Origin of the sequence: Pseudomonas synxantha (assembly GCF_900105675.1) — a bacterium.
Classification (GTDB): Bacteria; Pseudomonadota; Gammaproteobacteria; order Pseudomonadales; family Pseudomonadaceae; genus Aquipseudomonas; species Aquipseudomonas synxantha.
Map to the genome: position 1 here is coordinate 2,003,966 of NZ_LT629786.1, position 25,040 is coordinate 2,029,005.

The window sequence follows — 25,040 nt, forward strand, 5'->3', positions numbered from 1 at the left end:
TAAACGATAAAGCGGTTCACCGAGTGGCCGATAGCGCCCAACTCGTCTTCGGCCCGGATGGTGATGCGTCGCGTCAGGTCGGCGTCGCCGGTAGAGAGGGCGTCAATATTGGTTTTCAGCGTTTTCATGCGCTGCACCAGTTGGCGGATGGCATAGGCGGCCAGCAGCACCAGCAGTAACACCATGGGGATCTGCACCAGGGCCAGGCTGCCGAGCACATCATTACGCTGGGCGGTGATCAGCGAGGTGGGCAGGGCGGTGGCGAGGAACCACGGCGTGCCCTCGATGGCACGCATGTAGAAGGTGCTGGCCACGCCCTGGTTGTCGAATTCACTGCGTTGCGGCCCCTGGTCGCGATGGGCCAGGGCTTTGCTGACCTGCGCGGCGAAGGCCGAGGTGCCGGTCAGTTCGCTGATGTTCTTCAACACTACCGGGCTACTCAAACGGGTGCTGTTGCTGATGATCTTGCCATCGGCCTCGACGATCAGCATTTGCCCGCCGATGTCTTTTTCCTTGCTGGCCACCAGCTCGTTGAAGAAACCCAGGGTCACGTCGATGGTGGCCACGCCATAGGCCGCGCCGTCACGCTGGATCGCCATGGCGCAGTTGGTGCGCGGCTCCTGGCTGGCATCATCCTTGTAGGCGGCGGCCCAGGCACATTGGCCGCGTGGGGAGGCGAGGCCGCCCTTGTACCAGCTCTGGTCGTAATAGTTGGGGGCAGGGTCGCTGTTCCAGAAGGTGTTGACCACCAGCTTGCCGGAGGCATCGCGGTGCCAGAAGGTGCTGTGCTTGTTGCGCCCCGGTGTCCGCTGATTGGGCAACGGCCAGATACCGCCGCCAAATACTTTCAGCTCGCCGTATTGATCCACCAGGCCAGGTAAGACCTTGTCGATTGCATCGCTGTCGAGCAGGGGAATGGTCTGGGTGATGCTACGTTGCTGGGCCTGGACCTTGTTCAATTCGCCCTGGATCTGTTCGGCCACTTCGGACACGCGGTTGAGCACCACCTGTTCTTCGGTGTGCTGCAGCTTGGGGGCGACCAACTGGCCGATACCGACCACGGTCAATACGAATAACACCAGGACGAATAGCACCAGGAACAGGGTGTAGCGGGCTTGGATCGAGCGCAGTGGGGGCATGGGGGGTCGTCCTTACGAAGCGTTATTGTCGACGCGGCTTTTTTACAGCTTCGTAGGGCTATCGGCTTGGCTGGGAGGAGCTTTAGGTACCTGGGTACAAGAAGCTGAAGGCGCCGCCGAACGGCGCCCACACGATTAGATATCTAACATCGCCATGACTTCCTGAGGGTAGCGCAAGCCCGCGGTTGCATGGCTGGGGAACATGGCATCCAGCGCCGCCAATTCAGCCGGGGTGAGGAGGATCGATGCACCTGCTACGTTCTCTTCCAGGTATTTGCGCTGCTTGGTCCCTGGAATTGGGACAATGTAGTCACCCTGGGCCATTACCCATGCCAATGCCAACTGCCCAGCCGTGACGCCTTTGTCTGCCGCCAGAGTTTGAACCTGATGCACCAATTGCAGGTTTTTCGCGAAATTCTCACCCTGGAAGCGCGGGTTGAAGCGGCGATAATCGTTCGCGCCGAAATCATCCGGGCTTTTCAGTGCTCCGGTGAGAAAGCCGCGGCCGAGGGGGCTGTATGGCACGAATGCGATGCCCAGGCGCCGGCAGGCGGCGAGGCAGCCGTTGTCTTCCTGGTCACGGCTCCATAGCGAATACTCGCTTTGCAGGGCACTGATGGGGTGGACTTTATGTGCCCGCTCCAATGTCGCGGCCGATGCTTCGCTCAGGCCCAGGTAGCGCACCTTGCCCTGCGTCACCAGCTCGGCCATGGCGCCGACGGTTTCCTCAATGGCTACCTCCGGATCGATGCGGTGCTGGTAGTACAGGTCCAGGGTTTCCACGCCCAAGCGCTGCAACGTGCCGTTGATGGCGTCGCGGATGTAGTCGGGCCGGCCATTCACGCCGCGCAGTGCCGGGTTCGTCGGATCGCGGACGATGCCGAACTTGCTGGCCAGGAACACCTGGTTGCGCTTGCCGGCAATGGCTTTGCCAATCAGTTGTTCATTGGTATGAGGGCCATATATGTCGGCGGTGTCGAGGAAGTTGACGCCTAATTCCAAGGCCCGGTGCAAGGTTGCGGTGGCTTCACGGGTATCAATGCCGGGACTATAGAAATCGCTCATGCCCATGCAGCCAAGGCCGATGGCGGAAACAAGGGGGCCGTTTTTACCGAGTTGACGTGTGTGCATGGCAGTTGCTCCTGAAGGTGAAGGCACAGTGTGACGCTCGACAAAAACGGGATAAACCGGTTAGAAACGCTATCAGTATTCGCAATATCTAAATAATCCCCTGAGGAAGCGCCCTTTGGACCGATTCAACGCCATGCGCGTGTTTACCCGAATCGTGGAGTTGGGCGGGTTTGCCAAGGCCGCCGACAGCCTGCAAGTGCCCCGCGCCTCGGCGACGGTTCTGATCAAGCAACTGGAAGCGCACCTCGGTGTTCAACTGTTGCAGCGCACCACGCGCCAAGTCAGCCCGACCCTGGACGGCGCCGCCTACTACCAACGCTGTGTGCAATTGCTGGCCGACCTGGAAGAAACGGAGGCGGTATTTTCCGCTCGGCGCCAGAACCCCCGTGGCACGCTGAGCATTGATATGCCCTCGGGCATCGGTCGCCTGATCGTGATCCCAGCATTGCCTACGTTCACTGCGCTGTACCCGCAGATCGAGCTGGAAATCGGCCTTAACGACCGCCCGGTGGATTTGATCCGCGAGGGAGTCGATTGCGTCTTGCGCGGCGGCCCGGCCCTGGATGAATCGCTGGTGGCGCGGCCGCTGGCGATGATGGATCAGTTGACCCTGGCCAGCCCCAACTACCTTGAACACATGGGCATGCCCAGCAGCCTGGATGACCTCGGCCGGCATCAGATGGTCGAATACCTCTCCAGCGCCAGCGGCAAACGCTTTGGCCTGGAGTTCCAGATCGGCACCGAGCTGCGTCAGGTCCACTTGCCGAAACGCATCGCTGTCAACAGTTCCGACGGTTATTTCGCCGCGTGCGAGGCCGGCTACGGGCTGATCCAGGCGCCGCATTACCACGCCATGCGCCAGCTAGCGGCGGGCACCTTGGTGCAGGTGCTGCCGCAGCTGGCCGTGCCGAAAATGGCGTTGACCGCGCTGTACCCGCCACACCGCCAGCTGTCACAGCGGGTGCGTGTGTTTGTCGATTGGCTGGTGCAGCTGTGTGCTCGCCCAGGCACGGGGTTGCAACGCTAGGCCTGCGCCCTGCGATAGGCGCCAGGCTGCTGCCCGGTGACTTTATGAAACGCCCGTGTAAAGGCCGCCACCGATTGGTAGCCTACCGCCAGCGACACCTGGGCGACGGTCTGGTCTCGCTTGAACAGCTGGCAGGCGTGACGCATACGGATCATCAGCAGCACCTGGCCCGGTGACTGGCCGCACAGTTCATTGAAGCGTTTGAAAAATGCCGAACGTGACAGCCCGGCGCAGGCAGCCATGTCTTCGAGGGTCCAGGGCTCGGCTGGGCGTGCGATCAGTTGTTCCAGCAACTGCGCGAATGCAGGTGTGCGGCCCAGCGCCGCCAGGCCGCCCAGTCCAGTGTTATCGATGACCTGCTGGCGCAGTACATACAGGAACAGCAAGTGGCACAGGCGTTCCAGCAATGCCGAAGAGGGCGCGGGCGTGCGGTTGCACTCTTGCAGGATCAACTCGAAAAGATTGCGTGCAGCGGTCAGCGACGGATCGCCGGCACGCAGGATGATCCAGCTGGGCAGGGTATCGACAATCAGCGTCGACAGGCCGGATTGGAAATGAAAGAAACCGCAGACTAATCCCACACCATCCGTGGCGTTGCTGTCCAGGGCCTGCATCGGACGGCGTGGGCATTCCTGGGCGCCGGCTGCCGTGGCGTCCCCGGACAGTCGATAAGCAAAGTCGCGCAACAGAAACACCGCGTCACCATTATTCAAGTGCTGAGGCGTTGGATCGCCGTCGATATGCAGCCAGCACTCACCCTGCACAATCAAATGGAAGCTCGCCTGGGCCAGGCCGTGGGTGCTTGCGTGCCAGTCGCCACAATAGCGACCCACGTGAAACAGACTGGTGTTGAGTTCGAGGCTATCTAATAACCAGTCGACAAGAACATTGGACGAATTCATCTAATGGAAAGACTCAAGAGCAAGTAATCGCTACTTTAGCCTATTGAGCGATTTTTTTAGAACCAACAGACTGGGGCATTAGATCCCACTAGGAGACCTCGCCATGTCCCGCGTACCGTTACTGACCCCCGAAACCGCCCCGGAAGCGGCCAGGCCCTTCCTTGAAAACGCGCTGAAAGGCTCGGGTTTTATCCCGAATCTGCTGGGCGTCCTGGCCAACGCACCGGCTGCGCTTGAGACCTATATCACCGTCTCCGGCTTGAACGCCAAGGCAGAACTGAGCCTGGCCGACCGCGAAGTGGTGCAACTGATTGCCGCCACCAGCCATGGCTGCGATTTCTGCGTGGCCGGTCACACTGCCGTGGCGCGCAACAAAGCCAAGCTGCCTGAAGACGTGATCGAGGCCTTGCGCCGGCGTGGTGAGCTACCGGACGCTCGCTATGAGACACTCGCCGCTTTTACCCGGGAAGTGATCGCCACTCGTGGTGATGTCAGTGATGCCGGCTTTGAGGCGTTCCGCGCTGCGGGCTACACCGACGGGCACGCGCTGGAAGTCATCTTGGGCGTGAGCCTGGCAACCCTGTGCAACTTCGCCAACGTGTTTGCCCGCACCCCGCTGAACCCGGAGCTGGCGCAATACCGTTGGGAAAAACCGGCAAGCTGAAGCGGCCTTGGTCCACCTGCTGTAATAAGGAGATACATGAATGCTTGACCCAATCTTGAGCCGTTGGCTCGATGTTCAAGCGCAGGCCCTGGACGTGGGCAGTTGCGATCCACAGGAAGTGCTGCCACGCCTGGCAGAGGCCAATATTCTGAAAATCGGCGTGCCCACCCAATTGGGCGGCCTGGGCGGTGATGTGGCAGGTGCGGTCGAGGCCATTGCCAATGTTGCCAGCCATTCCCTGGCGGCTGCGTTTGTATGCTGGGGCCAGCGCTCGTTTATCGAGTATTTGTTGCAGAGCCCGAATGAACGGTTGCGCGAGCAGCTGATGCCGGACCTGCTCAGTGGCAAGTTGGCCGGGGCAACCGGGCTGTCGAATGCAATGAAGTTCATATCGGGCATCGAGGCGTTGCAGATCAGCGCCGAGCCCAACGAGCATGGGTGGACGCTCAATGGTCGCTTGCATTGGGTGACCAACCTGCGCAAGAACGGGTTTGTCGCGGCAGCGGCCATTGAGCATGCAGGAGGCGGCACGCCGTTTATCCTGGCGATCCCGGATTCGGTGGCAGGCTTGCAGCGTTCCCGAGACCTGGAGCTGCTCGGGCTGCAATCAAGCAATACCGCAGCGCTTGGCCTGGAAGGCGTGGAGTTGAGCCGCGACTGGTTGCTGCATGAAGATGCGCGCAAGTTCCTGCCGGCCGTGCGCCCGGCGTTCCTGGGCTTGCAGTGCGGCATGTCGATTGGCCTGGCCCGCCGTTCACTGGCTGAGGTGGCCCACCACCTGGGCGCTAGTCGTACGGTATTGCGTGAAGAGTTGGAAGCATTGCGCCTGACGCTGGATCATCTGGTCACCGAGCTCAAGGCTGGCTTGCTGGCCGGGCGCTTCGCCGCCGACCCTGTGCCCTTGTTCAAATTGCGTATCGCCCTGGCCGAAACGGCCGCCGGCGCCGTGCAGCTTGAGCTGCAAGCCAGCGGTGGCAAGGCTTACCTGACCGCACATGGCAGCGGCTTTGCCCGGCGCTGGCGCGAATCGGCGTTCGTGCCAATTGTGACGCCAAGCCTGGTGCAATTGCGCACCGAGTTGCATCGCCAGGGCCAGCTATGAGCCATGCGGTCATGACGGCCCAGGGAATTTGCCTGGGGTATGCCAGCGGGCCGGTGCTGCAAGGCTTCGACTTGCAGCTGCAACCGGGCGAAGTGGTATCGATCCTCGGTCCCAGCGGCGTGGGAAAATCCAGCCTGTTGCGCGTGCTTGCCGGTTTGCAGGTGGCCCAGGGTGGCAGTGTGCAGGTCTTGGGCGAGCCACTGCGCGGTCCCCATCCCAGGGTGGCGGTGGCGTTTCAAGACCCGAGCCTGTTGCCATGGTTGAACCTGGAAAAGAATGTGGCTTTCGGCCTGGATTTCGCCCGCCAGCCGCACCTGGCCACAGAAGAGCGACGCCACCGCGTCGACCGTGCGATTGCCGCCGTTGGCCTGGAGCATGCGCGGCAACAGTTCCCTGCGCAGCTGTCCGGCGGCATGGCTCAGCGCACGGCGCTGGCCCGCTGCCTGGCGCGTCAGCCCCAGGTGTTGCTCCTCGATGAGCCCTTCGGCGCGTTGGATGAAGTGACCCGCGCCGATATGCAGCACCTGTTGCTCAAGGTCAATCGTGAGCAAGGTTCGGCGGCGGTACTGATCACCCACGATATCGATGAGGCACTGCTGCTGTCCGACCGCATCCTACTCCTGGGCAACCGCCCGGCGCGGACCCTGGGCGAATGGCATATTGACCTGCCACAACCGCGAGATGAACAGGTCGAGGCCATCGGCGCGCTGCGTATCGATATTCTTAAAACCTTACGGCAGGCGAGCCGCACTCAACCCAACCCCTTGGAACAACAGGAGCTTAGCCATGTGTCTGGATGACTTGACCCACTCGCGCCGTGACTTTCTCAAACTGTCTGCCGTGCTCAGTGCTGCCGGCGCCTTGCCGCTGTTGAGCAGCCTGCAGGCCCGTGCCGCCAATGAGCCTGACGCGCCGGTACGCATCGGTTACTTGCCGATCACCGACGCCACGCCGCTGCTGGTTGCGCACAATAATGGCCTGTTCGAAGCCGAAGGCATCAAGGCTGAACGCCCGGTACTGCTACGTAGTTGGGCCCAGGTGATCGAGGCGTTTATTTCGGGCCAGGTCAACGTGATTCACCTGCTGTCGCCGATGACCGTGTGGGCGCGCTACGGCAGCAAGGTGCCGGCCAAGGTCGTGGCGTGGAACCATGTCGGCGGTTCGGGCTTGACCGTATCGCCAGGTATCACCGACGTGAAGCAATTGGGCGGCAAGTCGGTGGCTATTCCGTTCTGGTATTCGATCCATAACGTGGTGGTGCAGCAACTGTTCCGCGACAATGGCCTCACGCCGGTCAGCCGTGCGACCGGCGGCGCGATTGCCGCCAATGAAGTCAACCTGATCGTATTGCCGCCGTCGGACATGCCGCCTGCGCTGGCCAGCAAGCGCATCGACGGCTACATCGTCGCCGAGCCGTTCAATGCCCTGGCGGAGAACCTCAAGGTCGGTCGTGTGCAGCGCTTTACTGGCGACGTCTGGCGCAACCACGCGTGCTGCGTAGTGTTCATGCACGAACATGACCTGACCAACCGCCCGGAGTGGTCGCAGAAGGTAGTGAACGCCATCGTCAAGGCCCAGGTATGGACCCGGGACAACCGCGAAGAGGCGGTGAAGTTGTTGTCCAAGGACGGCCCGAACCGTTACACGCCACATGCCGAGCCGGTGTTGAGCAAAGTCCTGGCCCCGGCTGCCAGCGACCGCGCTGGCTACCTCGCGGACGGTGCGATCCAGCACGCCAATTGGGACGAACACCGCATCGACTTCCAGCCTTACCCATTCCCCAGCTATACCGAGGAACTGGTCAGGCGCCTGAAAGACACGCTGATCGAAGGCGACAAGAAATTTCTCGCCGACCTTGATCCGGCCTTCGTCGCCAAGGATCTGGTGGACGACCGTTTCGTCCGTCATGCGATCGAAGCAGTGGGTGGCATGAAGACGTTCGGCTTGCCGGACGGTTATGAGCGGCACGAGGAGATTGGCGTTTGAACAACGGCAAAACCGTCGTGTGGCCAGGTTGGCTGCTCGGTATCAGTGGCTTGGCAGGCTTGTTGGTGTTGTGGTGGCTGGGGGTGAAGGTGTTTGGCGAGGCCGATGGTTTGTCGGCGCGCTTTTCCCTGGCGTCCACCGCCAGCAGCCTATGGGAATTGCTTGGGCGCAGCGAGTTGTATCTGCATATCGCGGTGAGCCTCAAGCGTATCGTTGTAGGGTTGTTCCTGGCGCTGTTGGTGGGCGTACCCTTGGGGCTGCTGGTAGGCAGTTCGCGTAACCTGGAGGCGGCGACTACACCGGCCTTCCAGTTTCTGCGGATGATCTCGCCACTGTCCTGGATGCCTATCGTGGTGATGCTGATGGGGGTAGGGGACCAGCCCATCTACTTCCTGCTGGCCTTCGCTGCCGTATGGCCGATCATGCTCAACACCGCAGCTGGCGTGCGTCAGCTGGACCCGCGCTGGTTGCAGTTGAGTAAAAGCTTGAGTGCCACACGTTGGGAAACGCTGCGCCGGGTCATCATTCCGGGCGTGGTCGGGCATGTGCTGACTGGCGTGCGCCTGGCAATTGGCATCTTGTGGATCGTACTGGTGCCATGCGAAATGCTTGGGGTCAGTGCAGGGCTTGGCTATTACATCCTCGATACCCGCGACCGCCTTGCGTATTCGGAATTGATGGCGATGGTTGTGTTAATCGGGTTGCTGGGGTTTGCCCTGGATGCGTTTGCGCGATGGCTGCATCAGCGATGGGTGCACGCGAGTTGAACGCCAAGGGAGCCAAAGCGAATCATCGGCTGTAACATAACCCTCCCTGTAGGATCGAGCTTGTTCGCGTCTACGGGGAAGTAATCTTGTTACATATCCAAGGTCCAGGAACCCGTCATGACCCAAAAGCAACGCTTGAAATATTCGATCCTGATTTCCCTGGTAGTGCTGGCGTCGATGTTTGGCCTGTCCTACCTGCAGAATATCGGGGTGATCAGCGAAAAAACTTTCCAGTACCTGGCCATTGCGATTGCCGTGGTGGTCGTGGTGATCAACGGCATCATGCGCCGCAAGGTCAAGCCCAACTTCTGAGTCAGGCCCGATCCTCGAGCACTTTGGCAGCCTCTTCATGGAGGCTGTAGCTCTTGTCGGCATTCAATGTGATCACGCCCTCGCTGCACAGACGCTTGAGCACCTCTCGCACACTGAGAAACGACAACGGGATGCCCAGCTCCAGCAAATGGCTGTGCACACCCCGCACCCCCAGCGTGCGCTGGTTGTCGGCAGCGGTGAGGAGGGCGTCGATGACCTTCAGCCGAATCAGGCTGGTGCGCAAACCGAAACACTTGAGCAAATGGCGGATGCGCTGGTTGCCCTGCTGTTCGGGCAGCTTGCCGAACGCTTGTGTGCTATTGCCGAAGCTGGAATCGGCAGTCGGTGAATGTCCATCCGTGGGCACTTGCGGGTTATACATGCATAAACTCCTTTTCAGAGCCGGATCAGAAAAAGATGGCGCTCTTAAGTAATAAGACGAACGAGGGGCGCAAATCATGAAACGGTGGATGTAGAAAATTTGTCGGTATCGGATTGGACACACCTCGACCGCCACTGATAATCGTCTCTGCCGACTAAATTACTCCTGGCTATTCGCGTTCTTACGGTGGGGTAACCATCCCTCGTAAGGGTGTTCAATTTGACTGTGGAGTCGGTGTGATTATTTCCAACGGGTTGTCCAGGGTAGGTGTGGCAGGGCTGTTGCTGGGGGTGAGCCTGGCCGCATCGGCACGGGAACCAGTAACGCAGGCGTCGGCGGATATCCGCCGTACCAGTTACGGTGTACCGCATATTCGCGCTAACGATGAGCGTGGCCTGGGAGTTGGTATCGGGTACGCCTATGCCCAGGACAACTTGTGCTTGCTGGCTAATGAAATAGTGACGGTCAATGGCGAGCGCGCCAAGTTTTTCGGCCCGGAACAAGCCACCCTGGAAGAGCGCAACAACCTCGCCAGCGATGTGTTCTTCGCCTGGCTGAATAACCCCGAAGCGGTGGCCTCCTTCTGGAAAGCGCAAACCCCGGAGCTGCAACAGCGCATCCAAGGCTACGTGGCCGGCTATAACCGTTATCTCAAGGAGCAGGGCGCCCCGGCACAATGCCAGGCAGCCTGGGTTCGGCCATTGGTGGTTGAAGATCTTGTGAAGTTGACCCGCAGGCTATTGGCGGAAGGGGGTGTCGGCCAATTCGCCGAAGCCTTGGTGGGGGCTACACCGCCTCAAGCCATCGCCAGTGTGCAACCCAGTGCCAAAGCCTTTGAACTGGCCGCCGCCAGCCAGCAGCGCTTCACCCTGGACCGAGGCAGCAATGCCGTCGCCGTCGGCCGTGACCGTTCCTTCAATGGCCGTGGCATGCTGCTGGCCAACCCGCACTTCCCCTGGGTAGGCGGCATGCGCTTTTACGAGATGCACCTGACCATCCCCGGGCAGCTGGATGTGATGGGCGCTGCCTTGCCGGGCCTGCCGGTGGTAAATATCGGTTTCAACCAGCATGTGGCGTGGACGCATACCGTGGATACGTCCAAGCATTTCACCCTGTACCGCCTGACCCTCGATCCCAAGGACTCCACCCGTTACCTGCTGGACGGCAACTCCATCCCCCTGGACAAGACGACCGTGACGGTGCAGGTCAAGCAAGCTGACGGCAGCCTCAAGGACGTGACCCATACGGTCTACAGTTCGCAGTTCGGCCCCGTTGTGCAATGGCCGGGCAAGCTCGACTGGGACAGCCACTACGCCTTCAGCCTGCGCGATGCCAACCTGGGTAACGACCGGGTGCTGCAACAGTGGTACGCCATGAACCGCGCCGGCAGCCTCAAGGAACTGCAAACCTCGGTACACACCCTGCAAGGCATTCCCTGGGTCAATACCCTGGCCGCCGATGACCAGGGCCAAAGCCTGTACATGAACCTGTCGGTGGTGCCCAACGTCAGCGCCGCCAAGCTCGCCCAATGCAGCGACCCGCGGGCCGGCCTGCAAATGATCATGCTCGACGGCGCTCACAGCGCCTGCGCCTGGGACATCGACCCGCGCGCTGCCCAGGCCGGCATCTTCCCGGCCGACCAGTTGCCACAGCTGCAGCGCACCGACTATGTGCAGCACTCTAACGATTCCGCCTGGATGGCCAACCCCAAGGCGCCGTTGACAGGCTTCTCGCCGGTGATCAGCCAGGACAACATCGGCCTCGGCCCACGCGCCCGCTTTGCCATCCAACGCCTGCAGTCCCTGGACAAACACCCCATCAGCGTTGCAGACCTGCAAAACATGGTCATGGACAACCAGGTGTATCTGGCGGGCCAAGTCATGCCCGACCTGCTGGCGTTCTGCGCCAAACACCTGGGCGCCGACGCCGCTGCGCTACAACCGCTGTGTGCCAGCCTGAAAGACTGGGACCAGCACGCCAACCTCGACAGCGGCGTGGGCCTGGTGCACTTCATCAACCTGATGCAGCACCTGCAGCAAATCCCCGACGCCTGGCGCGTGGCCTTCGACCCGGCCCGCCCTCTGACCACCCCAACCGGCCTCGCCATCGACCGCGCCCCCGTTGCCAAGGCCCTGCGTGAAGCCATGTTGGCCTCCAGTGCAGAGGTCAACAAGCTTGGCCTGAAGCGCTGGGGCGATATCCAAGTCTCCGGCCAAATCCCCATCCACGGCGGCCCGCAGGAACTGGGTATCTACAACGCCATGCAAACCGTGCCCCGCGCCGACGGCAAACGCGAAGTCGTCAGCGGCACCAGCTACCTGCAAATCGTCACCTTCGACGACAAAGGTCCCAACGCGGTAGGCGTGCTGGCGTTTTCCGAATCCAGCAACCCAGCGTCCAACTACTCAAAGGACCAGACCCAAGCCTTCTCCGAGAAAAAACTGCGCCCACTGCCGTTCACTGACGCCCAGATCAAGGCCGATCCACAGTACCAAGTCCAGGCAGTGAAGGAGTAGGGCAGGCATGCAACCCCTTGATGCCAAGGCAGAATATTTTTTGAAATCAAGGGGTTGCAGGCATAGGCAAATGAGTACATAATGGCGCCCATCGAACGCAATGAAGCATTAAAAACTTCAATGTATTCAATGATTTAGAGTAGAGGCAAGCTTCACATAGCCCACTCAAGTTTGTATGCGGTGAATGTCAGCAGCAAGGGCATTGATCGTTTGAGGCCGAGTAGCAAAATGGTTATGCAGCGGATTGCAAATCCGCCTACGCCGGTTCGATTCCGACCTCGGCCTCCACTCTTAAAGCCCCGTAGATCAATGGTCTACGGGGTTTTTTATTGCCTGCGATTTGGGATCGTTTCCGCAACTTTTAGTATCGTTTCCGCAACCCCCGCAATATTTGGAAGCTTTGGGGGTTGTGAAACGTACCTGGCGCGGGAAGGTTTTGAGGTGTTATTTCGTAGGTTTGACGATCTCGCCAACTCTGCGATAGACCTTCTTGGTCATCTCTTCGGTGCTGTGGCCAAGCAAGCGGCTGGCGTGTGTTAACTCGATCTCGCTAGCAGCCTTCGGTCGTATATCCTTGAACTGGAACTGGCGGATCAGCACGGCCAGCGCGTTGTCGCCAGCAGCGCCTGCCTTGATTGCTGCATTCTCGCGCGCGTCGTCCCAGCGATTGCGTAGCATCTGCTGGCTCATACGGAGCCCGGACGTGTTAGTGATCAGTCGCGATGTTTTTATGCCGTTGAGCGCACGACGCTCTTGCAGGTCATTGATGAAGGCGCTGAGCCCAGACTGCACACCTTCATCTTCCAGGCGCAGGCGAAGCTTCTTCGCAGTTTTTCCCTGCTTGACCATTAAGAACCCGGCGTTCAGATCGGTGGTGGCAACTGCGAGCACGTCCGCAGGGCGCTGCCCGGTCAAGTAGGCTAAGTCCATGGCATCCTTGAGTTCCTGCACGGCTGCATCGTAAACCGCATTCCACACGATATCGCCGGCGTAATAGTCCCGTGGAGTCTCTTTGTTGCGGCGAACACCGAAGCAAGGGTTGGCGTTGCTGGTCAGGCCCCACTCACGGGCTATCGTGAACATATGCGATAGCAGCGCGATTTCACGGTTGGCCCTGACTTTTGCAGTCCTGGCGTCCCGGTACTGCGCAACTACCTGGGGCGTTATAGAATCAATGGGGGCTTTTTCAAACGCTTTCCTGAGTTGCTTGAGTTCTTTCATGTTGTCGGACTGGGTGCGCAGCCCCTTGGTGGGGATGATCTCCTTCACGTACCTATCGAACAAAAAGCCCAGCAAGTGGCTGGGCTTCGGTGGCGCTCGTCGCTCCAGCCTGGCCCATTCCACTTTTGCCTGGTCGAGGTCGCCGCCCAGGGGAATCTCTTTACGTTTGCCGTTGGCGTCCCTGCCATTGTAGTAATACCCCGTCCATATCTTGCCGCTCTTGAGTGTGGCATTGCGGCGGATCATGCGCGGTGGCAGGTCCAGATTGGCTGCATTTTTCCTTCGCATTGGTCAGCTCACATTCGCCAGGTCGAGCGTCCAGGTTTCTGCCGCTGGGTTCACGGCAGAGGGCGTTACGCCTGCAAGCTTCATTCGGGCATACACGCGGCCCACGATCGGGCGACGGGCACCGGTCAGAACATGCTCCCAGTGATTTTCGTTCAACCACTGAATTTGCTTGGACGGGATCTGATAGCCGGTGATGGTGGCTAGCTCTTCGTCGGCCAGGGTCTCGCTTTGGAATTCCATCTTGTAGTGGGAAGTGGTGTTGTTCATGGCAAGTCCCTCAGTCGCCACAGAAGCAGGCTATCGCTTCGTCGTGGTCGGCGAACATGTCGAATTGGGTGTCGGAGTAGTCGATCATTTGCTGATAGCTTGGGCGGTCGAAGCGGAAGCGGGCACCGTCGCCGGTGAACTTGCCGCCTGATACCACCTCGCTTTCCATCCTTGCCCACCACAATGCTTTAGGGCGGTCGCTTGCGATGATCGAATAGACCTGCTTGGCGCCCTTGAGAAAGCACAGGTCACAGTTCCCCTCCAGCGTTCTACCGTTGATCGTCGGTAGCATCAGGTCGAACGGTTGGGCGGCCCAGAACTCCGTCACGTCCTGCACGCCGACACCGGCATCAGCCAAAGGCATGGCCATCGAAGCCCATTTGCTTTCGCTGGTACTTTTCCGGGTTCGGATCTTTGCCACCCGGCGCGGCTCATCGGCCCGTATTCCGGTCATCATGTCTACCGGCGCCTCCTCGGTCGAAAGGCCCAGGCTGCGCAGGTACTTGTGGATGATCCTGATCTTGAGATCGATGGTGCAGAACCTGGTGACCGGGTTGGGCAGGTACTTGCGTTTGCGGATTAGCGCTTCGAATGGTTCGCCCTGGCGGCTGGCAGTGGCGTAATCCACCACTGCAAAGCCCGCGTCGTTGTCTCGAAACTCCAGCCAAACAATCTGCACTGCCCAGCGCTCTGCGCACTCCCTAACGAACTCCAGGGTGGCTGGATGTTCCTTCCCCGTATTGGCAAAGGTGACAACCAGATCGTTCAAGTCGGCGTTGTTCTCCAGTACCTGATGAAGCATGTAGGCGCTCGTGCGGCCGCCGGAGAAACTCACAACAGTTGGTCCAGTCAATGCGTAATGTCCGGGCAGGTGGCGTACTGCGCTGGTCATGCTGCCTCCCGCTGTTGCAGGGTGATTTGCCATGGGTCGTTCGCCATGGCGATGGCGCACATCGGCGGCGGGCTGACACTGTTTCCACACATGTGGACCTGCTGCGTGATGGTGAGGGGCTTGCCGTCGACGCCGTGACTGATGATGTAGTCGGCGGGGAAGCCCTGGGCCTTGTACAGCTCTGGCGGCTTGAGCATCCGCAGGCAGATATCGACGATCACGTAGGGAGTTCCCTGAACCATCACTGTTACCAGGGCCAGGCGGTCCTTGGTGGTGATGGTGGGAGCCGGTGTGTCACAGGCGCTTGTGTTCTCGGTGCCGTAGTAGCTGATCAGGAAGGCTGCAACGCGCAGGGCGCCAGCTTCATGCTCCGGTGAGAGTGTGAGTGACACTAGGGAACTCTTGCCGCCGCCACCAGCTGTGATCGTGGGAGCGGGCTCTTCCAATCCCTGCCCAACACTGCCACCGAATGCCCGCTCCATGAATGCGCTGACCAGCCCGTGGTGCTGGCCGCCGGCGCTGACAGTGTGCAGTGGGTCGTCCAAGTCACGCGCATCGCAGTTGCCGCGCAGATGCACCAGGTTCGCCGCCACCAGCTGCTGCTGGCTGCCGGTATTCGTGACCGTGGTCATTGGGTCTTCGATGCTCTTCGCGTCGGTGGTGTTAAAGCCACCATTCATTTGCGCCATGAAAACGGTGGAGATTCCCATCGCATGTGCTGCACCGGCCGCGCGCTGGTAATTGCCGCCGCTGGTAATTGTTGGCAGTGGCTCGGCGATAGACTTACCCGCATCGTTGAAACGAAACTTCACCAGGTGCGCAGCAGCAAGGGCGTATTTGCCGCCTGAGGCCATGATGGTCCCAAGTGGCTGCCCCATATCTGCGGTTCGTGGGGCTGCGCCCGGCTTGTCGCCGTTACCAAGCTGCACCAGTGTGGCCGCCGCGACTGAGTGCCCGCCGCTGGCGGTCACGGTTCCAAGTGGGTCGGCCGCCGACTTGCTGCCAATTCCCCAGCGTTGAGCGCTGCCTGGCTGGCCTTCGCCATGGGCGGCTGTGACCATCACCGGGCTGATCAGCGTGAGTTCGCCACGGTTCGCGCAGGTGATGGTTGGTAGCGGGTCAAGCGGGTCATTGATTCGATCGCTGCCCTGGTGCGTTGCTGGTGCGATGATTGGGCTGACCACCGAGAAGGCGCCGCCCTTTGGGTAGGAGGTGATGGTGCGCAGCGGCTCGTCGGCTGACTGCACTGCATACCCTGACCAGTTGGCAATCGGCACAATGAACGGCGCCGGGTTGTCGATTACGAATTTCTTCATGCCCTTGGCTACGCGCCGTAGCGTGGCGTCGGCCAGATCCTTCTTGCGCCCGAAAATGCTTTTGCCCAGGTCTGTGAAGTCGATGCAGTCAGCGGCGGTCTTCCACTTCTGCTGGCCCTTGGCGGGGTTCTTCGCATGGGTTTGTGCAGGCCAGACCACCGGCTGTCCATCGCACCGGGCAATCATAAACAGGCGCTCCCTGCTGGTGGGCGCGCCGAAGTCGCACGCCTTGATCACCTTCCATTCCACTACATAGCCCATGCCTTCCAGCAGGGCCACAAAACGGCGCCAGGTACGGCCACGTTGTTTCGGATCTGGAACCAGGAACTGATTCGATACCGGCACTTGTTCGCCAGGGGCGGCGATCCGGTTGGTGGTCTTTCCTTTCTTGGTCGGGTGTGGAACCTGATCGAGCGTCACAACGCGGCCGGTGGCCTTGTCGCGCTTGGCGATCAGCCGGCCCCATTGCAGAATCTGTTTCACGTTCTCCAGGCTGATCACTCGGGGTCGTTTCTTGCCTCCCCACTTGAGGCCGATCCACGACAGGTTGCGGATCTCGCGCTTGCGTGGTTGGCCTCCTGCGGCCTGGCTGTGGTGCGTACAGTCCGGCGACATGTGGAACCAGCCCACGGCCTTGCCGTTGCACTCGGTGTCGGGGTCGCCTTCAAACACGTCGGTTGTGTAATGCATGGCGCCTGGGTGGTTCATGGTGTGCATGCTGATGGCGTGCGGGTTGTGGTTCTTTGCGACGTTGACAGGACGGCCCAGGCCCATTTCGAGGCCTGTACCGGCGCCGCCGCCGCCACAGAAGAAGTCCACGACGATTTCATCGTCCTGGGCGTTAAAGCCCAGGCCGTACTGGGTTTTGAAGTCAAACGGCTGCTTTTTGAGGGAGGTCATGTTGCATCCCTCGCCACTGATTGAGTTGGGTAGGCTGACACCCACATTTTCGCGGCGAAGGCGATCAGGTCTCGCTGTTGTTTGGTTGCCTTGATGACCATTGTTTCGGTGCCGGGGAATGCTTGCCATGTTTCCACTGCTAGACGCAGCGTCGTGCCTACGTTGGTCAGCAGCTCATGATCTGCAAAAGTGCAGACTGACTGCGCCCGAGCTTGTGCTGCGTGGCGGAGTTTGATTTGGTTCCGGAGGTCATGCCTCAAGGCTTGAACTTCTTGATCATGGAGTTCATTTTTGCCATTTAAGCCCTTTGCAAGGCCGCGGGCGTAAGCTTTCTGGCTGGCCTTGATCAGGTGGAACGCAGTTGCGAGCCAGCCGATTAACAAGCCAATTACGATGATGGTGGTTTCGGTTTGCATGTGCTGTATGCCTCGTTAGAGCCCGCCGCCGGACAGTTTTGGTGAGAGGACGGCGACGGGGTGTTGCAGGGAGTTAGTTAGAACGTGGCTTCGTAGAGCGGCACGTCGTTAATGGCGCCTTCGATCTTGGCGCGCACAGCGTTGTATGCTTCCTCAAGCACCTTGTCTGCGCGTACCAGTTCAAACCACATCGTCAGGCGGCCTTCCTGAATCCGATAACGGAAGCGGGCTGGCACGCAGAACATTTCACCGCCCAGGAATGGTTTGAGCGCGATGAAAAACTCTTCCGGGATGCGTAGCTGTCCTGCCTCGCCGGCGCGCCCCTCGATCTCTTCGTTGTAGGTCAGCTGAACCTGCCCATTGTCGAGGCGGGTGCCTTGGCGGAACGTGATGTTCTTTTTGGCTTCCAGGGTGCGGCTGATTTCCAACATGTCTGCGGCGCTGGGGCTATTGTTTTGCTCAGGGTGGTGGGTGATGTCCTTCACGTTGTCTTCAATGAATTCGGCGAAGGTGGCTTGGTCCATGCGCTTGCGGTCTTTGTCTTTCCAGTTGCCCCATTCAACGGTGGTCGGGCAGCGGTACGTTGCGACGTGATCGCGCCAGGCAGGTGCGGCCGGGTCGTGATAGTCGATGACGGCAGTGAAGGTGCGGCCTTCGGGGCCGTTGCAAAACACGGCGGTGGCCTGAGTGGCGAAGCGGTTCACGTAACTGATGAACGATTCGGCGTCGAGTACCGTGAGCTTCTGCTTGATGCGTGATGGCGCAGGCAGAAGGTTTTCCAGGCTTTCGATATTTACACCGTTCGGTACGAGTGCAAGTGGCGCGGGAATGCCTGGGACTTCCATTGGCTTGCCGAGAGATTGAGCCAGGGTGACCAGGTGCTGTAGGGCTTGTTGCATTGGATGTGCTCCAGTGGTTTGCGATTTGGTGAGAGGTTGGTGCTACGGCTGTTACTGGCTGACCTGGCGCAAGGCACCGGGCGCCGGATCGTCCTCGACGCGACGCAGCGGGATTTCCTGCTGGCGCGGGTCGCGGCGGGTGATGTTGCCTTCAGGCGTGAGGAAGAACAGGGACGTACCGCGAGCCAGAACAGGCTCTTTGGTCTTGACGTCGGCCTTCACCGTCATCTGGCCGCCGCCATCAGGCTTGTAAGTGAGCTTTATGGTCAGGTCGCCGCCCTTGCCGGTCATGCGGATGGCGTCGATCAGGCTGTGCTGGGCCTCGGTGAGTTCGTCCAGCAGGCCACCGGCTTCGATGTCGCGCAGGGTGTCCATAAAGGGGCGTGCTTTGGTGCTCATGTGCTGTGCCTCATTGGGTTGTTGCCCCTGGTCGGCAGGGGCTACCGTTTGAATCAGGCCGCTTGGCTCGTCGCCTGGGCGTCGAGGTAGTCGGCAAGGTCGTGCAGATAAACGACAGGCTTGGCGCGTACGGAGCAGTGCAGGCGCTTGACCACCAGCGCGATCCGGCCTGCCTTGATTTCGTTGAGCAGGTGGCGGTCGGTGCGGATGTGCGTGAAGTACTGCTCACGCACGGCGGTCAAGCTTGGGCACGGCGTAGCGAACTGGCGCCGGAGTTGTTCCAGGGTGGTGGTCACGCGGATTCCTCCCCATGCCCCTCCTTTCGGGGCACCAGCTTGAGGCGGATCAGTTCGGCAAGACCTTCTTTGCTCTTGCCCTTGGCCGCTGCCAGGACGTTGCCCTTGGCGTCGGCCACTACAGCGCCGTAGGGGTATTCCGGGCACTTGACCGGTGTCACGTAGGCGACTTGGCCGTCGGCGATCACGGCGTCAACGCAGCGGAACACTTCGGCAAGTTCCACCGACACGCAAGGCAATGCCTCCAGCAATGCGACAGCTTCGGCTGATGCGCCAATCAGCGTGGCGCGGCTGACCACCGTTGGGTGGTTGAGGTACATCGGCACCAATTTCAAGGCACCTACAGCGGAGTTGATGGCGGTGGGCTTCATGCTGCGGCGTCCTTCTTGGTGATGGTGATGTCCAGTTTTTTTGCGATCCACTCAACGCCCGCTTCCTTGACCATCACTACGGAGTAGTGGGTGTAGTTGCGGAGTGTCGGATTCCAGCGGCTGCGTGGGTCGGAGAACAGGTAGCCGCGCTCGCGATGTGCGCTGGCTAGATCTCCAGACGAATTCAGCACGCCGAGATCCCGCAACCTGGTGCGGAAGGCGCGGGGCTTGAGCCCGAGCAAAGCTGCGGTTTGATCCAGGGTGCGGTTCATGGCTGCGGGCCTCAGGCGGTGAGATGTTCGGAGTGTTGCTGGAGGCGGCGAACCATCAGGAACACCTCATCCAGCGAGCGCAGGAACTCCTCGACCGTGCCGTAGTTGGTCAGCGTCAGATCATCCTTATGAGCTGCTACCCCGGCCTCGCTGACGTGAGGGTTCACGGCTTGTGCGTCGGGCCGGAAAATATGAATGACCGTGCCGCCGCGCCGGCGAATAAGGTCTGCTTCATTTTCGAAGCGCACATCGCTGACGACGAAGCCCAGCACGGCGCCCAGTGCCTGGGTCATATAGTCAAGGTTCTGTTCCGCGAGCTTTACCCAGACATCTGGGTGTACGGTGTTGCGTGCCCACTCAGTGCCCATCGACTGCATCAGTTGATGCGGCGACCGGTCCAGCCAGGCCAGGGGTTGCTCCTTGCGGTCGCCTTCGAAGTCGGTAGGGTCAAGGTTAAAGATCGCCATCAGGCCATCGCGGAGCGGATCAGCGAACGCGTAGTGCTCCAGCAGGTAAGTGCCTACCAGGTGCTCGGCGGCGGTCGACTTGCCGGAGCGGGCGCGGCCAGTGAGGCCAATCAGAAGAGGCTTCATGCTGCGTCGCCTCCCCATGGGCCCTGGTTACCGCTGACAATGGCTGCGGGGGAGGGGGCAATGGTGGCGCGACCCAGATTGACGATGACCAGAAGGCCAGTGCTGCGCTGGATGCGCTCTACTGCGGCGGGGCTGGTTGCCGCCGCCGGGTGCAGGTAGACCGGGCAGCGGGTGTTGCTGTGCTGTGTCGTTTGCATGTCTCGTACTCTTTGGTGAGAGGGGTACGAACAAACAATACGCGTTTATTTGTTTTTTGGTCAACAGGAAAACTTGTAATTGTTTCTTTGGTTAACAAAAAGCCCGCATTGCGCGGGCTTTTCGTACAACATTCGCTGTCAGCGTAAAACGGAATACCAGAAAATTCGGCCTAAAATAACTATCCCTTCCGTCTGAATCTGTTCCTCCGGGTACTCTTCATCTGGGTGCTCGTCCCTATTGAAGCTCCGCATACGTAAGCCGCCGCGCGGTAGTCGGTAAAGGATCTTCACTCGGAGCTGCCCGTTTTGACTGACAGCGAAAATATCCCCGTCCTTTATAGCTGTCTTCCCTCGGTCGACGCCGGCCAAGCTGCCATCAGGGATAACTGGAGCCATGCTGTTGCCGGAGACGACGATGCATACGATGTTGCTAGCGTCGACTCCAAGTGATTGTAGCGACGACTGACTAAATCCAAGCTTTACCGTGCCGTGCTCTTCTATTTCCGTACGCCCAGAACCTTCGGGCTGTTCAACTTCCTTGAGCATGGGAACCTCGACTTCATTTTCAAGTGGAGGTCCGTCTTCCCATACAGCTATAGGGGCATCAATTAACTTGGCGTTGGATTGCTTCACGACTGTCGATGAAATCTCCCAGCTCTCGTCGAGCGCCTCCATGGGCATGCTAAGCACCTGGGCAATTTTCATAGCGTGCTTAGTAGTCTGAGACTTTCCGCCCTCGAATGCCGCATACACCTGTTGGGTGAGCTTTTTAGGCGGAACGAGTAGAGCTGTGACGCGCGTGGCGACATCCGCTTGAGTCAAATCAAGTTCTTCGCGGCGGGCTTTGAATTTCAGGGCCAGGCGGCTTGGGGTGGGGAGCTGTTTAGTCATCAAGCGAGGCTACAAAAAGTTTTGTATTTCATCAAACATAAAAAGATGTTGAGGGATAACAAAAATAGTTGTAATTTCTCGTTGTGATTTTAGTTCGAGGGTTGAGATGAGCATTTCGAATTCCATGCGTGAGGCGCTTGCTAAGGCCATCAGCCTTGCCGGCGGCCAGGCCGCGTTCGCGGTGCTGGTCTCGACGCCAGAACGGAACGTCTCTCAACAGCTCGTCTCGTACTGGTTCAGAAGGGGCGAGCTTCCTGCTGAGATGGTATTGCGAGTCGAAAAACTGACCGGAGTCCCGAGAGAGGCATTGCGGCCTGACGTTTTTTTGCTACCGGTCGACCTGCAAGCAGCTTAAAAAAGGCGCCGGGCCGGGGCCTCTCACCAAAGATCCCCCAGCCCGGCTACGACGATACACAGCACATGCACATCGGTCGTGGTCGTAGGATAGGGCGTGCCCGTTTCTATGGCTAGACCGTAAACGGAGTATTTACGGTTATGAGTCGAACAGAACAGTCACCGGCCATTGCGCCGGTTCTTTCACTTCGTAAGGCAATCTATCGTGCGGCGCATGATTACCGCGGCGGTGTCACCGCCCTGGCGCTCGATATGGTGATGGAATACGACAGCTTGCAAAAGAAGGTCAAACATGACTTTGAACAGCGCTGGCTTGATCCTGATGAGCTGGAAGAGCTGATACGGCTGACGGCAAATCCCTTGTTACTCGATGCGCTGATGCGACCTGCCGGTATGGTCTGGTACAAGCCGGAAGCGGCGGCGCCGACCAAGGAAGCCTTGCTGGCCGTCAGCAAGGTGCTGCACCGGACGGGCCTGTTTGTTTCCAGCATGCATGAGGGTGCTGCCGACAACATCTGGGAACCGCATGAAGTTGAATGTCTGGAGAAGCACGGCGCCGATGTGATCCGCGCGGTGCTGGGCATTATGGCTGGGGCCCGGCAAGCAATGGAGGCCCGCCAGAATGACTGACATCATTGATATTGCCAACGATCAGGCCGAGTACTTTCTACAGGTCGCACTTGGTCGCCGTCATCGCCCAACAAGCTCCGTCAGCGCCCAGTTCTGTGAGGATTGCGACGAGCCTATCCCGTTACTTCGTCAGCAGACGATTCAGGGTTGTGCGACCTGCGTCAGTTGTCAGGGGTTGCGGGAGCGGCGGCGATGAGTGAGCAATCCACCAGCACAGCGATATCGTCCTGGGCACGCCGCTACATCGAAACCTTTAACCTTGCACTGGTCCCGATTGACCCAGGCGAAAAGGCGCCCAAGGGCGTGGGGTGGAACAAGCCAGGCGGTTACATCACCGACCCGGCCGCAGCCGAAGCATTCTGGCAACGTAATCCCAACCACAACCTGGGCGTAGTGCTCGGGCCAAGTCGCGTTTGCTCGTTGGACGTTGACGATGTGCCGTGGACGCGGTTTGTGCTGTTCGACCAGATGGGCCTCGATCTGGATGCCATGGCGCTGGTATATCCGACCATCGTGGGAAACCCGTTGAGGTTCCGCGTGCTGTTTAAAATGCCGGATGACATGGAGCTGACGCGCCACTCGCTTTCTTGGCCCAATGAGAACGACCCCGATGGGTCGATTCACAAGGGACTGCTGGCTCGGGCGAAGGCGGCGAAAGAGCAGGGGGACACCGCTGGTGAGGCGGCTGCAAAAGCTGAGGCCGACGAATACAAGCGGTTCACGGTGTTTGAGCTGCGGGCGGGCCTGGTGCAGGACGTATTCCCGCCATCAATCCATCCTGGCACTGGTAAGCCGTACACCTGGCGCACGCCGCCGAATGCAGCGGATGGCCTGCCGGTCCTAACCAATGAGCTGCTGAACATTTGGCAGAATTGGGACGTCTTCAAGCGCAACGCCGAAGCGGCGTGCCCATGGGCGCCAAAGCCAAAGAAGCCCGCCGCGAAACCTATCAAACGCGCTCCACCTGCTGATGGCAAACCCTCGGTGATTGATGAGTTCAACCGGTGCCACGATGTGGAAGAGCTGTTGCGCGCCCACGATTACATCAAGCGCGGTAACAAATGGCTGTATCCACACAGCAGTACCGGGCTACCAGGCGTGACGGTGACTGATCGCAAGGTCTATTCCCACCACGGTGCCGATCCGCTTGCCAACGGTCACCAAAATGACGCCTTTGAGGTGTTTTGTCTGTTGGACCACGGTGGTGACCAGTCGAAGGCAGTGAAGGACGCCGCCCGGATGTTGGGCATGCAGCATTCAACCCGGCCAGATCCGCACGATCTTCCCCCAGCCCCATCTGCGGATGCAGTCGGGCAGGACTCCGGCGTCCCGAATGGTGAAGCCGATCCGGCTGCTGACGGGGGCGTGGGGGAAGAGCTGACGTATGAGCAAGTACTCCGGCGGTACGTGCTGGTCGAGGGAACCACACACGTTTGGGACCTCGACAAGTCGCGAGTGATGAAGAAAACCGCGTTTGAGGCGCGGGTCGGCAAGCCGTTGGCGAAACAGTGGATGGACGACACCCTCAAAAAGCTGATTTCAGATGACAAGGTTAAGGAGATCGAGCAGGCCCGGAAAATGGCGGGCAAGAAGGGTGGGGCTCTTAACCTTGAGCCGATTGAGCGCTATGTCTATATCGACGGCACCAAGGATGTTTGGGACCGAGAGAAGAAGCGCCGTGTTCCAGAGGGCGCGGTCAAGATGGCTCTCGGCGACATGTACGGCATGTGGTTGAACAGCCCGGATCGCCGCGTGGTTGATGTGGAGAACATTGTATTCGACCCGACAATGACCAAAGATCCGAACGTCTATATCAATACCTTCGACGGACTGCCCATGGAACCGAGCCGCGATGACGCGGCGTGCGAGAACCTGCGGTGGTTGATCTCGTTCCTGTGCAATCACGATAAGTCGTCGAACGATTGGTTGGTGAAGTGGCTCGCGTACCCCTTGCAGCACCTTGGCGCAAAAATGGATACGGCGGTGCTGGCTCACTCCACCATGGAGGGCTCAGGTAAAAGCCTGTTGTTCGCTGATGCCTTCGGGTTGTTGTACGGGCAATACGCTGCCACGGTCGGCCAGACCCAGTTGGAAAGCAACTTCAACGCCTGGCAAAGCCGCAAGCTGTGGGCGGTGTTTGAGGAAGTGGTCAGCCGAGACCAACGTTACAACCAGGTGGGCAAGATCAAGCACCTGGTGACCGGGAAGACGGTGCGTATGGAGTCGAAGTTTATCAACGGTTGGGAAGAGGCCAACCACATGAACGCGGCGTTCCTAAGCAACGAGATTATGCCGTGGCCGATTGCTCCAAGCGACCGCCGAATGCTGGTGCTTTGGCCGATGGAAACGTTGCCAGTAGATCGCCAAAAGGCGGTAGGCCGGGAATTGGAGAACGGCGGTGTAGCGGCACTGTATGCGTGGTTGTTGTCCATTGACCTCGGCGATTTCGACCAGCGCACCAGGCCACCCAGCACTGATGCGCGTGAGCGATTGGTGGCGTTGAGTCGGGCCAGCTGGCAGACTTTCCTGTTCCTCTGGCAATACGGCGAACTTGGGCGCGATATGTGGGGCGCCTGCTTATCGACAGACCTTTACGCGATGTTCCTGGAGTGGTGCCACCGCAACAAAGAGCATGTGATGAGTCAGACGAAGTTCTCGTTGTTCATCAGCTCCGAGGTGGATAAGACCCGCGCCATCCCCTGGACCGACGGCAGCAATCGCAAGTTCGGTGCGTTCTTCTTTCCGCGTGATGACCAGGCTTCCCAGCCCCCATCACTCAGGTCGGCCGACCTGGGCAAGGCGGTGGTTGCTTGGCGGGCAGCGGCACGCCTGGCGGGCTGGAACGTCGACAACTGGGACCACATCAAGGCGGCGGCAGCATGAATCCGACGAAAAGTGTGTTGGGTGTGT

At 59.7% G+C, this 25,040-nt stretch carries 28 protein-coding genes, 1 tRNA gene and 1 pseudogene; 13 read left to right on the forward strand and 17 right to left on the reverse strand.

All coding sequences use genetic code 11. The features are described 5' to 3' along the window. Positions 1-5: 5 nt before the first annotated feature. Both BLU48_RS32645 and BLU48_RS09535 read right to left on the reverse strand, forming a co-directional pair. Positions 6-1,139 (reverse strand): annotated as a pseudogene (locus BLU48_RS32645) (HAMP domain-containing protein); the annotation flags it as partial. A gap of 135 nt (positions 1,140-1,274) precedes the next feature. Next, on the reverse strand, positions 1,275-2,270 hold the full coding sequence (locus BLU48_RS09535; protein WP_057024019.1) for an aldo/keto reductase: 996 nt from the start codon (positions 2,268-2,270) through the stop codon (positions 1,275-1,277). A 115-nt stretch (positions 2,271-2,385) separates the two neighbouring features. On the opposite strand from BLU48_RS09535, the gene BLU48_RS09540 reads away from it, so the two are divergent. Continuing rightward, positions 2,386-3,297, forward strand: a complete 912-nt coding sequence (locus BLU48_RS09540) for a LysR family transcriptional regulator (protein WP_057024018.1) — start codon at positions 2,386-2,388, stop codon at positions 3,295-3,297. Here the strand turns inward: BLU48_RS09540 and BLU48_RS09545 are convergent. Then, the gene (locus BLU48_RS09545; RefSeq protein ID WP_057024017.1) at positions 3,294-4,199 is read right to left on the reverse strand and encodes an AraC family transcriptional regulator; all 906 of its coding nucleotides are present in this window, start codon (positions 4,197-4,199) and stop codon (positions 3,294-3,296) included. The two genes, BLU48_RS09540 and BLU48_RS09545, sit on opposite strands and share 4 nt — an antisense overlap. Before the next feature lie 103 nt (positions 4,200-4,302). On the opposite strand from BLU48_RS09545, the gene BLU48_RS09550 reads away from it, so the two are divergent. The 6 genes from BLU48_RS09550 (at position 4,303) to BLU48_RS09575 (ending at position 9,030) form a co-directional block, all read left to right on the forward strand. Further along, complete coding sequence (locus BLU48_RS09550; protein WP_043047696.1) at positions 4,303-4,863, forward strand: carboxymuconolactone decarboxylase family protein; 561 nt, start codon at positions 4,303-4,305, stop codon at positions 4,861-4,863. A gap of 40 nt (positions 4,864-4,903) precedes the next feature. Further along, positions 4,904-5,965, forward strand: a complete 1,062-nt coding sequence (locus tag BLU48_RS09555; protein WP_057012623.1) for an acyl-CoA dehydrogenase family protein — start codon at positions 4,904-4,906, stop codon at positions 5,963-5,965. Beyond that, positions 5,962-6,765 carry an ABC transporter ATP-binding protein gene (locus tag BLU48_RS09560; protein ID WP_057024016.1) on the forward strand — a complete coding sequence of 268 codons (804 nt, stop codon included), beginning with the start codon at positions 5,962-5,964 and terminating at the stop codon, positions 6,763-6,765. The genes BLU48_RS09555 and BLU48_RS09560 overlap by 4 nt, the downstream gene beginning before the upstream one ends. Continuing rightward, positions 6,752-7,951: an ABC transporter substrate-binding protein gene (locus BLU48_RS09565; protein ID WP_057024015.1), complete on the forward strand. Its 1,200-nt coding sequence runs from the start codon at positions 6,752-6,754 to the stop codon at positions 7,949-7,951. Before BLU48_RS09560 ends, BLU48_RS09565 begins: the two co-directional genes overlap by 14 nt. Positions 7,952-7,968: 17 nt before the next feature. Then, positions 7,969-8,718, forward strand: a complete 750-nt coding sequence (locus BLU48_RS09570; RefSeq protein ID WP_164484852.1) for an ABC transporter permease — start codon at positions 7,969-7,971, stop codon at positions 8,716-8,718. A gap of 117 nt (positions 8,719-8,835) precedes the next feature. Next, positions 8,836-9,030 (forward strand): hypothetical protein, encoded by a 195-nt coding sequence (locus BLU48_RS09575; protein WP_043047691.1) that lies wholly within the window; start codon positions 8,836-8,838, stop codon positions 9,028-9,030. 1 nt (position 9,031) lies between these two features. Here the strand turns inward: BLU48_RS09575 and BLU48_RS09580 are convergent, their stop codons facing one another. After that, on the reverse strand, positions 9,032-9,412 hold the full coding sequence (locus tag BLU48_RS09580) for a hypothetical protein (protein WP_057024013.1): 381 nt from the start codon (positions 9,410-9,412) through the stop codon (positions 9,032-9,034). A gap of 236 nt (positions 9,413-9,648) precedes the next feature. Here BLU48_RS09580 and pvdQ point away from each other — a divergent pair, with 236 nt between their 5' ends. Then, a complete protein-coding gene (gene pvdQ, locus BLU48_RS09585) occupies positions 9,649-11,928 on the forward strand; it encodes a bifunctional acylase PvdQ (protein ID WP_057024012.1) in 2,280 nt (759 codons plus the stop codon). A gap of 214 nt (positions 11,929-12,142) precedes the next feature. Further along, positions 12,143-12,216, forward strand: a tRNA-Cys gene (locus BLU48_RS09590). 156 nt (positions 12,217-12,372) lie between these two features. On the opposite strand, the gene BLU48_RS09595 is transcribed toward BLU48_RS09590, so the two are convergent. From BLU48_RS09595 to BLU48_RS09655, 13 genes are all read right to left on the reverse strand, one after another. After that, the gene (locus tag BLU48_RS09595) at positions 12,373-13,437 is read right to left on the reverse strand and encodes a tyrosine-type recombinase/integrase (protein ID WP_057024011.1); all 1,065 of its coding nucleotides are present in this window, start codon (positions 13,435-13,437) and stop codon (positions 12,373-12,375) included. Positions 13,438-13,440: 3 nt separating this feature from the next. Then, entirely contained in the window at positions 13,441-13,677 is a 237-nt protein-coding gene (locus BLU48_RS09600) for a DUF4224 domain-containing protein (protein WP_057024103.1), read from the reverse strand. Positions 13,678-13,714: 37 nt separating this feature from the next. Beyond that, on the reverse strand, positions 13,715-14,596 hold the full coding sequence (locus BLU48_RS09605; protein WP_057024010.1) for a phosphoadenosine phosphosulfate reductase domain-containing protein: 882 nt from the start codon (positions 14,594-14,596) through the stop codon (positions 13,715-13,717). After that, positions 14,593-16,812: a DNA cytosine methyltransferase gene (locus BLU48_RS09610; RefSeq protein ID WP_057024009.1), complete on the reverse strand. Its 2,220-nt coding sequence runs from the start codon at positions 16,810-16,812 to the stop codon at positions 14,593-14,595. Before BLU48_RS09610 ends, BLU48_RS09605 begins: the two co-directional genes overlap by 4 nt. Further along, positions 16,809-17,228, reverse strand: coding sequence for a hypothetical protein (locus tag BLU48_RS09615; RefSeq protein ID WP_057024008.1), 420 nt, complete (start codon positions 17,226-17,228; stop codon positions 16,809-16,811). The genes BLU48_RS09610 and BLU48_RS09615 overlap by 4 nt, the downstream gene beginning before the upstream one ends. A 77-nt stretch (positions 17,229-17,305) precedes the next feature. Further along, positions 17,306-18,127 (reverse strand): YfdQ family protein, encoded by an 822-nt coding sequence (locus tag BLU48_RS09620; protein WP_057012611.1) that lies wholly within the window; start codon positions 18,125-18,127, stop codon positions 17,306-17,308. A 51-nt stretch (positions 18,128-18,178) separates the two neighbouring features. Then, entirely contained in the window at positions 18,179-18,526 is a 348-nt protein-coding gene (locus tag BLU48_RS09625) for a hypothetical protein (RefSeq protein ID WP_057024007.1), read from the reverse strand. Positions 18,527-18,579: 53 nt separating this feature from the next. Beyond that, on the reverse strand, positions 18,580-18,822 hold the full coding sequence (locus tag BLU48_RS09630; protein ID WP_057024006.1) for a pyocin activator PrtN family protein: 243 nt from the start codon (positions 18,820-18,822) through the stop codon (positions 18,580-18,582). Further along, on the reverse strand, positions 18,819-19,193 hold the full coding sequence (locus BLU48_RS09635) for a hypothetical protein (RefSeq protein ID WP_057024005.1): 375 nt from the start codon (positions 19,191-19,193) through the stop codon (positions 18,819-18,821). Before BLU48_RS09635 ends, BLU48_RS09630 begins: the two co-directional genes overlap by 4 nt. After that, positions 19,190-19,465: a hypothetical protein gene (locus BLU48_RS09640; RefSeq protein ID WP_057024004.1), complete on the reverse strand. Its 276-nt coding sequence runs from the start codon at positions 19,463-19,465 to the stop codon at positions 19,190-19,192. Before BLU48_RS09640 ends, BLU48_RS09635 begins: the two co-directional genes overlap by 4 nt. Positions 19,466-19,476: 11 nt before the next feature. After that, entirely contained in the window at positions 19,477-20,058 is a 582-nt protein-coding gene (locus BLU48_RS09645) for a deoxynucleotide monophosphate kinase family protein (protein WP_057024003.1), read from the reverse strand. Further along, on the reverse strand, positions 20,055-20,255 hold the full coding sequence (locus tag BLU48_RS09650) for a hypothetical protein (protein ID WP_057024002.1): 201 nt from the start codon (positions 20,253-20,255) through the stop codon (positions 20,055-20,057). Before BLU48_RS09650 ends, BLU48_RS09645 begins: the two co-directional genes overlap by 4 nt. A gap of 138 nt (positions 20,256-20,393) precedes the next feature. Beyond that, positions 20,394-21,146 (reverse strand): S24 family peptidase, encoded by a 753-nt coding sequence (locus BLU48_RS09655; RefSeq protein WP_057024001.1) that lies wholly within the window; start codon positions 21,144-21,146, stop codon positions 20,394-20,396. 106 nt (positions 21,147-21,252) lie between these two features. Between BLU48_RS09655 and BLU48_RS09660 the strand changes: the two genes are divergently transcribed. The 4 genes from BLU48_RS09660 (at position 21,253) to BLU48_RS09675 (ending at position 25,013) form a co-directional block, all read left to right on the forward strand. After that, entirely contained in the window at positions 21,253-21,501 is a 249-nt protein-coding gene (locus BLU48_RS09660) for a transcriptional regulator (RefSeq protein ID WP_057024000.1), read from the forward strand. A 140-nt stretch (positions 21,502-21,641) separates the two neighbouring features. Continuing rightward, positions 21,642-22,130 (forward strand): phage regulatory CII family protein, encoded by a 489-nt coding sequence (locus BLU48_RS09665; RefSeq protein WP_057023999.1) that lies wholly within the window; start codon positions 21,642-21,644, stop codon positions 22,128-22,130. Continuing rightward, the gene (locus BLU48_RS09670) at positions 22,123-22,326 is read left to right on the forward strand and encodes a TraR/DksA C4-type zinc finger protein (protein ID WP_057023998.1); all 204 of its coding nucleotides are present in this window, start codon (positions 22,123-22,125) and stop codon (positions 22,324-22,326) included. Before BLU48_RS09665 ends, BLU48_RS09670 begins: the two co-directional genes overlap by 8 nt. After that, positions 22,323-25,013, forward strand: a complete 2,691-nt coding sequence (locus BLU48_RS09675) for a bifunctional DNA primase/polymerase (RefSeq protein WP_057023997.1) — start codon at positions 22,323-22,325, stop codon at positions 25,011-25,013. The genes BLU48_RS09670 and BLU48_RS09675 overlap by 4 nt, the downstream gene beginning before the upstream one ends. Positions 25,014-25,040 lie beyond the last annotated feature (27 nt).

Coding starts and splice junctions, on each gene's coding strand:
- BLU48_RS09555 (WP_057012623.1), top strand. CDS start 4,904: ATGCTTGACCCAATCTTGAGCCGTTGGCTCGATGTTCAAGCGCAGGCC.
- BLU48_RS09550 (WP_043047696.1), top strand. CDS start 4,303: ATGTCCCGCGTACCGTTACTGACCCCCGAAACCGCCCCGGAAGCGGCC.
- BLU48_RS09535 (WP_057024019.1), bottom strand. CDS start 2,270: ATGCACACACGTCAACTCGGTAAAAACGGCCCCCTTGTTTCCGCCATC.
- BLU48_RS09620 (WP_057012611.1), bottom strand. CDS start 18,127: ATGCAACAAGCCCTACAGCACCTGGTCACCCTGGCTCAATCTCTCGGC.
- BLU48_RS09660 (WP_057024000.1), top strand. CDS start 21,253: ATGAGCATTTCGAATTCCATGCGTGAGGCGCTTGCTAAGGCCATCAGC.
- BLU48_RS09595 (WP_057024011.1), bottom strand. CDS start 13,437: ATGCGAAGGAAAAATGCAGCCAATCTGGACCTGCCACCGCGCATGATC.
- BLU48_RS09580 (WP_057024013.1), bottom strand. CDS start 9,412: ATGTATAACCCGCAAGTGCCCACGGATGGACATTCACCGACTGCCGAT.
- BLU48_RS09655 (WP_057024001.1), bottom strand. CDS start 21,146: ATGACTAAACAGCTCCCCACCCCAAGCCGCCTGGCCCTGAAATTCAAA.
- BLU48_RS09650 (WP_057024002.1), bottom strand. CDS start 20,255: ATGCAAACGACACAGCACAGCAACACCCGCTGCCCGGTCTACCTGCAC.
- BLU48_RS09640 (WP_057024004.1), bottom strand. CDS start 19,465: ATGAACCGCACCCTGGATCAAACCGCAGCTTTGCTCGGGCTCAAGCCC.
- BLU48_RS09575 (WP_043047691.1), top strand. CDS start 8,836: ATGACCCAAAAGCAACGCTTGAAATATTCGATCCTGATTTCCCTGGTA.
- BLU48_RS09545 (WP_057024017.1), bottom strand. CDS start 4,199: ATGAATTCGTCCAATGTTCTTGTCGACTGGTTATTAGATAGCCTCGAA.
- BLU48_RS09610 (WP_057024009.1), bottom strand. CDS start 16,812: ATGACCTCCCTCAAAAAGCAGCCGTTTGACTTCAAAACCCAGTACGGC.
- BLU48_RS09675 (WP_057023997.1), top strand. CDS start 22,323: ATGAGTGAGCAATCCACCAGCACAGCGATATCGTCCTGGGCACGCCGC.
- BLU48_RS09625 (WP_057024007.1), bottom strand. CDS start 18,526: ATGAGCACCAAAGCACGCCCCTTTATGGACACCCTGCGCGACATCGAA.
- BLU48_RS09560 (WP_057024016.1), top strand. CDS start 5,962: ATGAGCCATGCGGTCATGACGGCCCAGGGAATTTGCCTGGGGTATGCC.
- BLU48_RS09670 (WP_057023998.1), top strand. CDS start 22,123: ATGACTGACATCATTGATATTGCCAACGATCAGGCCGAGTACTTTCTA.
- BLU48_RS09600 (WP_057024103.1), bottom strand. CDS start 13,677: ATGGAATTCCAAAGCGAGACCCTGGCCGACGAAGAGCTAGCCACCATC.
- BLU48_RS09645 (WP_057024003.1), bottom strand. CDS start 20,058: ATGAAGCCTCTTCTGATTGGCCTCACTGGCCGCGCCCGCTCCGGCAAG.
- BLU48_RS09565 (WP_057024015.1), top strand. CDS start 6,752: ATGTGTCTGGATGACTTGACCCACTCGCGCCGTGACTTTCTCAAACTG.
- BLU48_RS09665 (WP_057023999.1), top strand. CDS start 21,642: ATGAGTCGAACAGAACAGTCACCGGCCATTGCGCCGGTTCTTTCACTT.
- BLU48_RS09635 (WP_057024005.1), bottom strand. CDS start 19,193: ATGAAGCCCACCGCCATCAACTCCGCTGTAGGTGCCTTGAAATTGGTG.
- BLU48_RS09605 (WP_057024010.1), bottom strand. CDS start 14,596: ATGACCAGCGCAGTACGCCACCTGCCCGGACATTACGCATTGACTGGA.
- BLU48_RS09615 (WP_057024008.1), bottom strand. CDS start 17,228: ATGCAAACCGAAACCACCATCATCGTAATTGGCTTGTTAATCGGCTGG.